The following is a 13,474-nucleotide window of genomic DNA, read 5'->3' on the forward strand; positions in this document are numbered from 1 at the left end:
GGTTAATGGAAAACCTTAATAAATAGTGGATCAATATTCAAATGGTGGAGTGGATCACTTTTCGGTTGTTGTTGACATTAACTCCCGGTTATTATCACGCTTAACAGTTAGTAAATTTATGGAAGTGATATTGTGAAATGATTTGAGCTAAAATGATAGCGCAAACTAAAAACCCAACATGAGCTGGGTTTTTAATTAATTTAATGCGCTAGGAGCTACTTATTAGCTTCGTTAAATTATCTATGTAGTTCGCCGACTCTTTCAGGTTGGTAGGTTACTTCTTTTATTTTTACTTTTATTAAACCTCCACCAGGCTTAGGCCATTCAATTTCATCTCCTTGTGATAGCCCAAGTAAAGCGCCTCCTATAGGGGCTAAAATTGATATTTTTTGGCCGCTAGCGTCAAGATCTTTCGGGTAGACAAGAGTTAAATTAAATTCTTCTTTTGAAGATTCTACAACAAAATTTACGGTCGAATTCATGGTAACTATTGTTGCTGGAACGTCTTTAGGATCAACTATAGTTGCTCGCCCTAATTCTGCTTCCAGTTCTTTTTCACCCGCAAAACTGTTTGCTGGCAATGATTCGATTAAATCATATAGTCTATCTGCATCTAATGATGAGATGATTATTTCAGGTCTTTTATTCAACTCAATATCCTTAATAATGTTTATGTAAATAAAACTTACTCTGAGTATGATTCGGCATAAGCTTAATTGCACTAGAATACGTTGAAGTAATTTTTATTTGCAACTCAATAATCAACTATCTTAAGCAATAGTACTTAAGTGACTAAGAGTATAGTTAGTTTTTTATTTTTTCTATAACATTAAAAACCCAGCCGAGGCTGGGTTTTTTAACCGGGAGGTTTAGGTGGGGTTTACATCATACCGCCCATTCCACCCATACCGCCCATGCCACCCATATCAGGAGCGCTATCATCTTTAGGGATTTCAGCTACCATAGCTTCGGTAGTGATCATTAGACCCGCAATAGACCCTGCAAATTGTAGTGCAGAGCGTGTTACTTTAGTTGGATCTAGGATACCCATTTCAATCATGTCATTGTATTCGCCAGTAGCAGCATTGTAACCAAAGTTACCTGAACCTGCTTTAACTGCGTTAATTACAACTGAAGCTTCGTCACCTGCGTTTGTTACGATTTGACGAAGTGGCGCTTCCATTGCACGAAGTGCAACTTTAATACCGTGGTTTTGATCTTCGTTGTCGCCAACTAAATCTACAAGCTTACTTGCTGCACGAACTAGTGCAACGCCGCCACCAGGTACTACGCCTTCTTCAACCGCTGCACGAGTTGCATTTAATGCATCTTCAACGCGGTCTTTTTTCTCTTTCATTTCCATTTCAGTCGCAGCACCAACTTTGATTACTGCAACACCGCCAGCTAGTTTAGCCATGCGCTCTTGTAGTTTTTCTTTATCGTAGTCTGATGTTGCTTCTTCGATTTGTGCTTTAATTTGTGAAACACGGCCGTTAATACCTGCTTCTTCGCCAGCACCATCAATGATAGTTGTATCATCTTTAGTGATAATTACGCGCTTAGCTGTACCTAGGTCTTCAACTGTTGCTTTTTCAAGCTCAAGGCCGATTTCTTCTGAAATCACAGTACCGCCAGTTAATACAGCGATATCTTGTAGCATTGCTTTACGACGGTCGCCAAAACCAGGAGCTTTCACTGCTGATACTTTAACAATACCGCGCATGTTATTAACTACTAATGTAGCTAATGCTTCGCCTTCAAGGTCTTCTGCGATGATTAGTAGTGGCTTGCTTGCTTTAGCTACCGCTTCTAATGTTGGTAATAATTCGCGAATGTTAGATATTTTTTTATCTACAAGTAGAATAAATGGGTTATCTAGTTCAACAGTACCTTTTTCTGGGCTGTTAATAAAGTAAGGAGATAAGTAACCACGGTCAAACTGCATGCCTTCAACAACATCAAGTTCATTTTCTAGTGATTGACCTTCTTCTACAGTAATAACACCACTGTTACGGCCTACTTTTTCCATTGCTTGTGCAATGATGTCGCCAATCTCTTTATCAGAGTTAGCTGAAATAGTACCTACTTGTGCAATTGCTTTAGTGTCAGAGCATGGAACAGATAACGCTTTAAGCTCTGCAACAGCAGCAATTACTGCTTTGTCGATGCCGCGCTTAAGGTCCATTGGGTTCATGCCTGCTGCAACAGCTTTAAGGCCTTCGTTTACAATAGACTGTGCAAGTACTGTAGCGGTAGTTGTACCATCGCCGGCTGCATCGTTAGCTTTAGATGCAACTTCTTTAACCATTTGTGCGCCCATGTTTTCAAACTTGTCTTCAAGTTCGATTTCTTTTGCTACAGATACACCATCTTTAGTGATAACTGGAGAGCCAAATGATTTATCTAGTACAACGTTACGGCCTTTAGGACCTAATGTAACTTTTACTGCGTTTGCCAGGATGTTTACGCCAGTTAGCATTTTAGCGCGTGCGTCACCTGCAAAAAGTACTTCTTTTGCTGCCATGTTTTAAATTCCTCTAAATTCTTAAATGTTTATAAACGAAAAGTAGGTTTAGCCTACAATGCCTAAAATATTATCTTCACGCATGATCAGGTACTCTTGACCTTCGATCTTTTCAACTTTCTCAACATATGAGCCAAATAACACAGTGTCACCGGCTTTAACTTCTAATACTCTAACATCACCGCTTTCTAAAATGCGACCATTACCAACGGCAACAACTTCTCCGCGGGTTGATTTTTCAGCTGCAGAGCCAGTTAATACAATACCGCCAGCAGATTTTGTTTCTTCTTCTAGACGCTTAACGATCACGCGATCATGTAAAGGACGAATATTCATTTATTTAGTTCTCCTAACAGTTTCTGCGAAGGGCAGAAAAAAGCTTATATTGGTTGCATTCAATAATGGGGGTGTTACGCCAAAATCCAAGCGTAAAATTAAAAAAATTAATCTTTTCGTTCAAACTCACCATCTATGATGGTCGGTTTGTTCACTTGATGAGGTTCTGCTTCAGTTTGACTGTGTTGGGTAAATGGTGAACTACCTTGTTGCATACCTGCACTCATACGTACAGTCGCTTGGCTAGCAAGGCCGGCTGCCAGTTTGTTGCGAATTACTGGGGTTAATAATAGTAGCCCAAAAACGTCGGTCATAATGCCAGGCGTTAACAATAATACGCCTGCGATAATAACGCATATACCGGTAAATAACTCTTTGGCAGGCATTTGCCCTTCGGCCATTTGAGTTTGCGCTTTTTGAAGTGCGCTCATACCTTGTTGTTTTACCATTTTTGCGCCTAAGATCGCGGTAATAATTACTAACGCAATTGTCGAAAAACCACCTATTACTTCGCTTACTTGTATAAGTAAGGCGATTTCAATAATAGGAATAATGATAAACAACACAAATAAAAATCTAAACATAAAGCTCTCTAAATAATGAAACTCAAAAGAGTTGATGAAATATAAATGAGGGTGGAGCGGTCTAATTTCAAGGATACAGTAAGTGCTATTGCTATTTTTTTGCAGTTATAGCACCTACACATTACATACGCTATCAGATACTATGCTTACAGACATTATTAAACACATAAAGGTTCATTATGGCGGCGCAATTTAAACTTATTTTTACTACCTGCAAAGATGAAAATGAAGCAAGAGAGCTGGCAAAAGCATTAGTTGAGAGAAAACTGGCTGCATGTGTGAATATCCTACCAAAGGTAGCTTCTATTTACATATGGGAAGGTGAAGTAGTTGAGGCAACCGAGGCCAAACTATTGATCAAAACAAAGTTAGATAAAATGAACGATGTATTTTTAACTATTAAAGCATTACACAGCTACGAAGTGCCAGAGATCCAGGTTGTTGATGTGGCAACGGGTAACTTAGCTTATTTTAATTGGATAGATGAGGTACTTAATTAATGCGTTTTTTCTTTTTATTACTGGTTGCATTATTAGCGGCTCCAGCTAAGGCTAATAATATACTTGGTGATTTACTTGCACCTCCCCAACAAACCTTTTTACAAGTAGACCAAGCATTTGTATTTGATTTTGATCAGCAAGGTAATACTTTATTTATAGGCTGGGATATTGCACCTGAGTACTACTTATATAAAAATAAAATAGAGATTATTGCCAAAGGCGCGAATATAGAAGTAGGCGACTTAGGTAATGGAGAAGTTATCGAAGATGAGTTCTTTGGTAAAACAGAAGTTTTTTTTAATGCACTTAGTATTGTTAGTAAGCTCAGTAATGTAACTGAGGGAGCAGTAGTAAAAGTGCGTTACCAAGGTTGTGCTGAAGCTGGGTTATGTTATCCACCTGAAGTTATTAGTATTCCACTAAACAAAATTGCCGGTGAACAGCTGCAAAATGCAGATGAGGCTACGCAAAGTGCAACCACTGCAAACGCATTTACAGCATTGAGCAAGACGAATGAGCCGACAAGCAATGCCCCTAAAAAAGATCTAACCTTTACCGAGCAGTTAGCAAGCCAAGGGCTAATTACTAATTTACTGATATTTTTTGTTGTTGGTGTTGGCCTGGCTTTTACACCGTGTGTATTTCCAATGTTTCCAATTTTGTCGAGCTTAATTGCTGGGCAAAAAAATCTCTCAACTAAAAAAGCCTTCGCGTTATCATTTGTATATATTCAAGGTATGGCAGTGACCTACGCGGCATTAGGTTTGGTTGTGGCCGCACTTGGCGGGCAAGTTCAAGGTTATTTGCAGCACCCTTATGTACTTATTAGCTTTAGTTTATTGTTTGTATTATTAGCAATGTCGATGTTTGGTTGGTACGAAATAAAGCTACCAAGTGGCATGATGAACAAGTTAACCCAAGTAAGTAATAACCAAAAAGGTGGCAACTACGTTGGTGTGTTTTTAATGGGCGTATTATCGGGCTTGATTGCCTCGCCTTGCACCACCGCACCTTTGTCAGCGGCGCTATTGTTTGTAGCACAAAGTGGCGACTATTTAGTGGGGGGATTAACGCTTTATGTACTGAGTTTAGGGATGGGGCTGCCATTATTGTTACTCGGTACATCGGGCGGAAAACTATTGCCTAAAGCCGGTGGCTGGATGGAGCAAGTTAAAACCCTATTTGGCTTTATTATGCTAGTTGTGCCACTTATATTACTCGAGCGCCTTTTAGATGCCGATGTTATTTTATTAATGGCGGGAATATTAGCCTTAGCAACCGCGCTTTACTTACATCATTGGCAAAGTAGCCAAATGCAAAGCAAGTTAAAAACAGCGCTGTGGTTTGCTGCAACGTTACTCGTTGTTAGTGGCTTTAACTTAACTAAGAATTACTTTTGGCCAGTACACATGCAAACAATGCAAGTAAGTGCGCAAAGTAATGAGTTTAAGCAAGTAGCCAATTTAACTGAGTTAAAAGCAGCCGTTGCTCACGCTAATGAGCAAGGCCGACTGGTTATGGTCGACTTATATGCTGATTGGTGTATTGCGTGTAAAGAATTTGAGCATTACACCTTTCCCGATGCAAAAGTGCAAAATGAGTTTAGTCACTTTGAGCTTATTCAAGTCGATTTAACCGACAGCGATAACAAAACAATCGAGCTAATGGAAGAATATACGGTGTTTGGTTTGCCGAGTATTTTGTTTTTTAATACCCAAGGAGAGGAGCTAAGTGCACAACGTGTTACCGGCTTTTTGAATGCTGACGATTTTGCTCAGCACCTATCTACAGTGCGCGCCAGCGTAAAGTAGCAATATAATAGCCCCCCATAATTTAAAGGCGGGGCTATTACTACCACCTCAATGTTTGTCCCCAATACAGAGATAAGACCAGTATTTTGCTGTTATTTACATCGAAATCACTATAATAGTTGGTTAACGTGAGAAATTGTTGTTATCTTATTTTTTATAATCACATAATTGTAAAAAATTAGCTAACGACTGCTTAACTCAATACTTATAGGATATATCGCGTATTATGGCTGCAAAATTCAAGCTTTTAGTTATAAATGGCCCAAATTTAAATATGCTAGGTAAACGTGAGCCAGATAAATACGGTTCACGTACGCTAAGCGAAATTATGAGCGAACTAACATGTGCCGCTGATAGTTTAAATGTTGAGTTAACGCACTTCCAAAGTAATAGTGAGCAAGCACTGATAGAGCGTATTCACGATACTTGGCAAGCGATTGATTATATAATTATTAATCCTGCTGCATTTACGCATACGAGCGTCGCATTACGTGATGCATTGTTAAGTGTTGATATTCCGTTTTTTGAAGTGCATTTAAGCAACGTGCACGCACGTGAAGCGTTTCGCCATCATTCGTATTTTTCTGATGTGGCGCAAGGCGTAATATGTGGATTAGGTGCAATGGGTTATCACGCAGCGCTTGAAGCTGCAGTAAACCAATTGCAAAACTCAAATTAATTTTAAACACACAAACTAATAGGCGGGCCGTTTATGGATATTCGCAAGATCAAAAAACTTATTGAATTAGTAGAAGAGTCAGGTATTGCTGAGCTAGAAATCACTGAAGGTGAAGAATCAGTACGTATAAATCGTAATAACATGAGTGCAGGCCCAGGCTATGCTCAGTTTGCGCCACAGCAATATGCACCAGCACCAGTTGCCGCTCCAGTTGCTGCAGCTCCTGCAGCAGCAGTTGAAGCCGCTGCTCCAGCAGCCTCTACAGGTCATCAAGTTAAATCACCTATGGTTGGCTCATTCTACGCTGCAGCTTCACCAGAAGCGCCAGCATACGTAGAAGTTGGTTCTCAAGTTAAAGTTGGCGATACATTATGTATCATCGAAGCAATGAAAATGATGAACCAAATTGAGTCAGACAAAGCTGGTACAGTAAAAGCTATTTTAGCTGAAAATGGCGAGCCAATAGAATTTGATCAACCTTTATTCATCATTGAATAATAGCGCAACCTAAAAGGCCAACTCTAATGTTAGATAAAGTAGTCATTGCAAACCGAGGTGAAATTGCACTTCGTATATTGCGCGCCTGCAAAGAGCTTGGGATCAAAACGGTTGCTGTGCATTCAACGGCAGATCGCGATCTTAAGCATGTATTGCTTGCAGATGAAACCATCTGTATTGGTAAACCAGCAGCAACAGAAAGTTATTTAGATATTCCGCGTATTATTGCCGCGGCTGAAATAACTGACGCTGTAGCGATTCATCCTGGTTATGGTTTTCTTGCAGAAAATGCTGATTTTGCCGATCAAGTTGAGCAAAGTGGTTTTGTATTTATTGGTCCTACTGGCGATACAATTCGTCTTATGGGCGATAAAGTATCTGCAATCGCAGCAATGCGTAAAGCCGGTGTTCCGTGTGTACCAGGCTCAGATGGTCCAGTATCAGATGACAAAGAGCGCAATATGCAAATTGCTAAGCGCATTGGTTATCCGGTAATCATTAAAGCCGCCGGTGGCGGTGGTGGTCGCGGTATGCGTGTTGTGCGCAGCGAAGCTGAACTGATTGATTCAATTGCATTAACCCAACAAGAAGCGAAGCAGTTCTTTGGTAATGGCATGGTTTACATGGAGAAATACCTTGAAAACCCACGTCATATCGAAGTACAAATTTTAGCAGATGGCCAAGGTAATGCAGTGCATTTAGGTGAACGTGATTGCTCTATGCAACGTCGTCACCAAAAAGTAGTAGAAGAAGCACCCGCTCCAGGAATTACAGCAGAAACACGTAAATTTATTGGTGAGCGCTGTACGCGTGCCTGTATTGAAATTGGTTATCGTGGAGCTGGTACGTTTGAGTTTTTATACGAAAACGGCGAGTTTTATTTTATCGAAATGAATACCCGTATTCAGGTTGAGCATACAATTACTGAAATGGTTACAGGTATTGATTTAGTTAAAGAACAGCTAAAAATTGCTGCTGGTCAGCCATTGTCGTTCACTCAAGACGATGTTGTTATTCGCGGCCATGCAATTGAATGTCGTATTAACGCAGAAGACCCAGAAACCTTTATTCCATCACCGGGTAAAATTACACGTTTTCATCCTGCGGGTGGTTTAGGTATTCGTTGGGACAGCCATATTTATGCTGACTACACGGTTCCACCACATTACGATTCAATGATTGGTAAGCTAATTACTTACGGTGAAAACCGTGACGTAGCAATTGCTCGTGCACGTAACGCACTAAATGAATTAGTAATCGACGGTATTAAAACCAATACTCCGCTGCATAAAAGAATTCTTGCAGACGAAAACTTCCAAAATGGTGGGACTAATATCCACTATCTTGAGAAAAAATTGGGACTATAATTCCTCGTTAATAGAAACCGGCGCTTAGCCGGTTTTTTTATCTTTAAAAATTGGCTGTATCACCTTAAATAAATAATCTGGTATGATTAACAAATATGCGCTTTAATAAATTTTTGAGGTAAAGGTAATAATGTCACGTAGTTTTAAGTCTCACTTGAGTGATGATATTGCCACGGTAACAATGGGCAATCGAATTGCGGCTATTATAGAGCAAGGTGCGGTAATTTATTTACATGGCGATTTAGGCGCGGGTAAAACCACCTTTACACGTGGCATAGTGCAAGGTTTTGGCCATACAGGTAAGGTTAAAAGTCCAACGTATACCTTAGTAGAGCCATATGAGCTGGAGCGCGCTAATGTTTACCACTTTGATTTGTATCGTTTAGGCGATCCAGAAGAACTTGAATATATGGGAATACGCGATTACTTTTCAGCGCAAGCAATTTGTGTGGTTGAATGGCCAGAAAAAGGCGGAGAGTTTATTCCTGTGCCAGATTTAAATATTACCTTAAGCTATGTAGGCGATGAGCGAAATATCGTTATTAATAGTGCCAGTGAGCGTGGTAGCGTAATTATTGAAAAACTAAATAACTTAACCTCAGAGTAATAATATTGGTTATATAACAAATAATAAAATAGTTAAGGCAGTCACTATCAACATGAGTCGCGGTGTAATTAAACTCTTTATTTATCTTGTAGCTATCACTATGAGTTCGTCGCTATGGGCACAAAATACCATTAATAGTGTGCGCGTTTGGCCATCTCCCGATAGCACTCGGGTGGTATTTGATTTAACTGAAAAGCCTGACTTTAGTTATTTTATGCTTAAAAATCCTAGCCGTTTAGTGGTTGATTTAGAGCAAACACGGGAGCTTAAAGTGTTACCCGGTATTCCGCCTGAGCATCAAATTGTTAGTAAGCTTCGTTATTCTAAACCAAAAAATAAACACAGCGTGCGCTTTGTCTTTGAATTGAGTGCCCCGGTAAAGCCTGTGGTTTTTGCATTAGCACCAACGGGCCCCTATAAAAACAGGTTGGTTGTTGATCTATATGATAAAAGTGAATCATCCACAGCAGTATCACCAGCGCAGACAGCGGCTAAAAACCGTCAATTAAGCCAAGAGCGCGATATTGTTATTGCGATTGACGCTGGTCACGGTGGCGAAGACCCTGGCTCAATTGGCCCATCGGGTACCTATGAAAAAACGATTACATTACAAATAGCTAAACGCTTAGAGAGGATGATTGACTCTGAGCGCGGGATGATTTCGCGTATGGTGCGCAGCGGCGATTACTTTGTAAAGCTCAATACCCGCACCAATCGTGCTCGTGAGAAAAAAGCTGATTTTTTTGTCTCTATTCATGCTGATGCATTTACGAGCCCAGGTCCAAATGGTGCCTCAGTGTGGGTGTTATCACTGCGCCGTGCTAACTCAGAAATAGGTAAATGGATTGAAGATAAAGAAAAACACTCTGAGCTTTTAGGTGGCGCGGCAGATGTAATAAAAGATGCCGCCAATGAAAAGTACTTAGCGCAAGCACTGCTTGATATGTCGATGGATCATTCGATGAAAACCGGTTTGAGCGTTGCTGATGAAGTAGTAAAAGAGCTGCGTAAGGTGGCAAAGTTACATAAAAAAGATCCTCAACATGCGAGTCTTGCAGTATTAAAGTCACCAGACATTCCTTCTATTTTAATCGAAACAGGGTTTATTTCTAATCCCCGTGAAGAAAAATTGCTAAAAAGTGCTAATCACCAAGAGCGTTTAGCCAAAGCTATATTTACCTCAATTAAAAATTATTACTTAAAAAATCCACCTGACGATTCTTTATTTGCCAAGTTAAAGTCGCAATATCCAACCAAGCATAAAGTTCGCCCGGGGGAGTCGTTAAGCATGTTAGCGAGTCGCTACGGCATAACTATAAACAAGTTAAAGCAGGCGAATAAATTAAGCTCTAATACCTTATTTATTGGCCAAGAACTCGATATACCGCAAAGTTAATTGCTTATCATTAGAGCCATGTTTGTTAGGAAATTGAATGAGTATTGAAATACTACCCGCACGTTTAGCGAACCAAATTGCTGCAGGTGAAGTGGTCGAGCGCCCCGCGTCGGTGGTAAAAGAATTAGTAGAAAACAGCCTAGATGCTGGTGCTACACGCATTCAAATAGATATTGAGCGAGGTGGGCAAAAACTAATTCGTATTCGTGACAATGGTGCGGGTATTGCTCAAGACGAGCTTACATTGGCGCTTTCTCGCCATGCAACCAGTAAATTGAAATCCCTCGATGATTTAGAAAATATTTGCTCACTAGGATTTAGAGGTGAAGCACTGGCGTCAATTAGTTCCGTTTCGCGCTTAACGCTAAGCTCAAAAACTAAACATCAAGAAGCCGCTTGGCAAGCATTTGCACAAGGCCGCGATATGGCTGTGCAAGTAAAACCAGTAGCGCACCCAGATGGCACCACCATAGAAGTAAAAGATTTATTTTTTAATACGCCAGCACGGCGCAAATTTTTACGTACCGAAAAAACAGAGTTTAGCCATATTGATGAGCTTATAAAGCGCATTGCGCTGAGTCGATTTGATGTATCTATTACCCTTACTCATAATGAAAAAGTAGTCAGGCAGTACCGTGCTAAAACTGATCCTAGCCAAGCAATTGCCCGTGTAGCGCAAGTGGCGGGTAAAGCATTTGCTGAGCAAGGCTTGCATATTCAATCGGGCGAGGGGGGCTTGCAGCTCCATGGCTGGGTATTGCCGGTTGGTTCTGCTAACACCGTGCAGTATACCTATGTAAATAATCGTATGATGCGCGACAAGCTTATACTGCACGCTATTCGCCAAGCATTTGAAGAAGTAAGTGGTGCCCAAGAGTTACCCGGTTTTGTTATTTATATTGATATTGACCCTCGTCAAGTTGATGTAAATGTTCATCCGGCAAAACACGAAGTACGTTTTCATCAAGGGCGTTTAGTACACGACTTTATACTACAAGCAATTAAACAAGTTGTTGTGCCACTGCAAGGTGAGTTTACTAATGAGCCTTTAAATAACCTAGCCGATACGGCATTTAGTCAGACAGACACTGCGCGTTCTCCCACTGGGAATTTTGAGTCGGGTGAGGTATTTGATTATCCTAAATCGCAATTGCAACCATCTCATAGTGTCAGTTCTGGCGGCGCATCGCTAAGTTCGCGTGGTGCGGGAGGGAGTGGCGGCGGCTACAGAGCTACACCTAGCACTAATCATCATGATATTAATGCTTTTTATCAGGGCGTGAGTGAGCAGCATGCCGCGCATTTTGACCAAGGTGCTCACGTATCTGTTGGGGTTAACCAGTCACACGCTGTGGAGCAGGCAGTTGCTTTAAAAACGGTTGCTATTATCAGCATCAACGAAGGCGTGTGTGTGTTTAGCAGCGAGCAGCAATTGTATTGCTCACATTTTAAATATGCATTAGTTGATGATTGGCATGAGCAAATAAAAGAGCAGGGCAGCTTAGAGGGCAAAGCGCTGTTGTTGCCAGTACGGGTTAATTTATCCAAGCAAGACTGTGAGCTAATAGCAGCGCAACAGTCTTGGTTTACGCTATTAGGTTTTGAGCTAATTATTGAAAAACAGTTTGTGATGGTTAAAAAACTTCCTGCGTGCTTATATTTATTAGACGTTACTAGCGCGGTTGAAAGCCTGCTGGAAGCGTGTAAAGCACCACTTGAAAACATAGAAAGCTGGTTGGCGTGGCAGATGCAGCACACACCAGCGCGTTTTTATTCCAGCAATATCTTTTTAGCGCAGCAAGCCCGCATGCAAAATAATCCGCAAACAATTGAACGTTTGCGTGTAAAAGCAGTTAAAATAGATATAGAGCACTATTTAACGCAATTAGATTAAGGTATTCGTGTTGAGTAATTTACCAGTCATATTTTTAATGGGTCCAACTGCAGCGGGTAAAACGGCGTTGGCAATTTCATTGTGTGAGCATTTAAATACCGAAATAATTAGTGTTGATTCAGCGTTAGTATATAAGGGTATGGATATTGGCACGGCTAAACCCGATGCATCAGAGTTAGCACGTGCTCCGCATCACTTAATTGATTTACTTGACCCAAGTGAAACTTATTCAGTTGCTGATTTTAGACGTGATGCGATAATAAAAATAGATGAATTTCATCAGCAAGGTAAGGTGCCGGTATTAGTTGGCGGCACCATGTTGTACTTCAAGGCTCTGATTGATGGTTTATCACCACTGCCAGAAGCTAACGTGGAAATAAGAGCCGAACTTGAAGCGCAAGCTGCGCAATATGGCTGGCCACATTTGTATCAAGAACTGGTAAAAATAGACCCGCAAGCAGCGCAAAAAATGAGTGAAAACGATTCACAAAGAATTAATCGTGCTTTAGAGGTATACAAATTAACAGGTAAAACCATGACCGAGCTGCAAAAGCAAAAACAGCCGGTTTTACCTTATACTTTTCATCAATTTGCTATTGCGCCAACGCAGCGCAGTGAATTACATCAGCGAATTGAAAAAAGGTTTAAAATAATGCTCGAACAGGGGTTTGAAAATGAAGTTTCGACCCTATATCTACGTAAGGATTTACACCCCAATATGCCTTCTATTCGTTGTGTAGGTTATAGACAAATGTGGGATTACCTTGCGGGTGAAATTGACCATGATGAAATGGTATTTCGCGGCATTGCGGCTACACGTCAATTGGCTAAACGCCAATTAACTTGGTTAAGAAGCTGGCCTGATGTTACATGGTTAACAACGGGTGATGAAGAAAACTTGCATCGTGTAGTAAGTTCGCTAAGCTAGTAGTAGTTGAATAAAATTTAGCTTTGTTAAATAAGTTCAGCCACTTAATTATAATAACACCTAGAACGAAGGAATAATAACATGGCAAAAGGCCAATCGTTACAAGACCCATTTTTGAATGCACTACGCCGTGAGCGCATCCCAGTATCAATCTTTTTGGTTAATGGCATAAAATTACAAGGTAAAATTCAGTCATTTGATCAATTTGTTATTTTACTAGAAAACACCGTAAATCAAATGGTGTATAAACATGCAATTTCAACAGTTGTTCCTGCTCGTGCAGTTAATTTCCAAGGTGTTCAAGAAAATGACGACACTGAAGAACCTGAAGCTGGAAACATTTAAATTAG

The 13,474-nt window shown here is 40.5% G+C and carries 14 protein-coding genes; 10 read left to right on the top strand and 4 right to left on the bottom strand.

Features of this window, described 5'->3' with window-relative positions:
- Nucleotides 1-236: 236 nt before the first annotated feature.
- The 4 genes from rnk to HC000_RS10355 form a co-directional block, all read right to left on the bottom strand.
- Nucleotides 237-650 (bottom strand): nucleoside diphosphate kinase regulator, encoded by a 414-nt coding sequence (gene rnk, locus HC000_RS10340; RefSeq protein ID WP_041454318.1) that lies wholly within the window; start codon nt 648-650, stop codon nt 237-239.
- Between the two features lie 230 nt (nt 651-880).
- A complete protein-coding gene (gene groL, locus HC000_RS10345) occupies nt 881-2,524 on the bottom strand; it encodes a chaperonin GroEL (RefSeq protein WP_011326972.1) in 1,644 nt (547 codons plus the stop codon).
- A gap of 48 nt (nt 2,525-2,572) precedes the next feature.
- A complete protein-coding gene (locus tag HC000_RS10350; RefSeq protein ID WP_179807597.1) occupies nt 2,573-2,860 on the bottom strand; it encodes a co-chaperone GroES in 288 nt (95 codons plus the stop codon).
- A gap of 107 nt (nt 2,861-2,967) precedes the next feature.
- Nucleotides 2,968-3,444 (bottom strand): FxsA family protein, encoded by a 477-nt coding sequence (locus HC000_RS10355; RefSeq protein WP_179807598.1) that lies wholly within the window; start codon nt 3,442-3,444, stop codon nt 2,968-2,970.
- A 179-nt stretch (nt 3,445-3,623) separates the two neighbouring features.
- On the opposite strand from HC000_RS10355, the gene cutA reads away from it, so the two are divergent.
- The 10 genes from cutA to hfq all read left to right on the top strand — a co-directional run bounded on the left by cutA (nt 3,624) and on the right by hfq (nt 13,469).
- Nucleotides 3,624-3,944: a divalent-cation tolerance protein CutA gene (gene cutA / locus HC000_RS10360; RefSeq protein WP_179807599.1), complete on the top strand. Its 321-nt coding sequence runs from the start codon at nt 3,624-3,626 to the stop codon at nt 3,942-3,944.
- Entirely contained in the window at nt 3,944-5,755 is a 1,812-nt protein-coding gene (locus HC000_RS10365; RefSeq protein ID WP_179807600.1) for a protein-disulfide reductase DsbD, read from the top strand. Before cutA ends, HC000_RS10365 begins: the two co-directional genes overlap by 1 nt.
- A 226-nt stretch (nt 5,756-5,981) precedes the next feature.
- Nucleotides 5,982-6,434 carry a type II 3-dehydroquinate dehydratase gene (gene aroQ, locus HC000_RS10370; protein ID WP_011326977.1) on the top strand — a complete coding sequence of 151 codons (453 nt, stop codon included), beginning with the start codon at nt 5,982-5,984 and terminating at the stop codon, nt 6,432-6,434.
- Nucleotides 6,435-6,467: 33 nt separating this feature from the next.
- The gene (gene accB / locus HC000_RS10375) at nt 6,468-6,932 is read left to right on the top strand and encodes an acetyl-CoA carboxylase biotin carboxyl carrier protein (protein ID WP_011326978.1); all 465 of its coding nucleotides are present in this window, start codon (nt 6,468-6,470) and stop codon (nt 6,930-6,932) included.
- A gap of 26 nt (nt 6,933-6,958) precedes the next feature.
- The gene (accC, locus tag HC000_RS10380; protein WP_011326979.1) at nt 6,959-8,299 is read left to right on the top strand and encodes an acetyl-CoA carboxylase biotin carboxylase subunit; all 1,341 of its coding nucleotides are present in this window, start codon (nt 6,959-6,961) and stop codon (nt 8,297-8,299) included.
- Between the two features lie 130 nt (nt 8,300-8,429).
- Nucleotides 8,430-8,906 (top strand): tRNA (adenosine(37)-N6)-threonylcarbamoyltransferase complex ATPase subunit type 1 TsaE, encoded by a 477-nt coding sequence (tsaE, locus tag HC000_RS10385; protein WP_011326980.1) that lies wholly within the window; start codon nt 8,430-8,432, stop codon nt 8,904-8,906.
- Between the two features lie 52 nt (nt 8,907-8,958).
- Nucleotides 8,959-10,302 (top strand): N-acetylmuramoyl-L-alanine amidase, encoded by a 1,344-nt coding sequence (locus HC000_RS10390; RefSeq protein ID WP_041454319.1) that lies wholly within the window; start codon nt 8,959-8,961, stop codon nt 10,300-10,302.
- Nucleotides 10,303-10,339: 37 nt separating this feature from the next.
- On the top strand, nt 10,340-12,196 hold the full coding sequence (mutL, locus tag HC000_RS10395; protein ID WP_179807601.1) for a DNA mismatch repair endonuclease MutL: 1,857 nt from the start codon (nt 10,340-10,342) through the stop codon (nt 12,194-12,196).
- Nucleotides 12,197-12,206: 10 nt separating this feature from the next.
- Nucleotides 12,207-13,124: a tRNA (adenosine(37)-N6)-dimethylallyltransferase MiaA gene (gene miaA / locus HC000_RS10400; RefSeq protein ID WP_041454320.1), complete on the top strand. Its 918-nt coding sequence runs from the start codon at nt 12,207-12,209 to the stop codon at nt 13,122-13,124.
- Between the two features lie 81 nt (nt 13,125-13,205).
- A complete protein-coding gene (gene hfq, locus HC000_RS10405) occupies nt 13,206-13,469 on the top strand; it encodes an RNA chaperone Hfq (protein WP_011326984.1) in 264 nt (87 codons plus the stop codon).
- The last annotated feature ends 5 nt before the right edge of the window (nt 13,470-13,474 follow it).

Source organism: Pseudoalteromonas sp. MIP2626 (assembly GCF_013414205.1).
GTDB lineage: Bacteria > Pseudomonadota > Gammaproteobacteria > Enterobacterales > Alteromonadaceae > Pseudoalteromonas > Pseudoalteromonas nigrifaciens.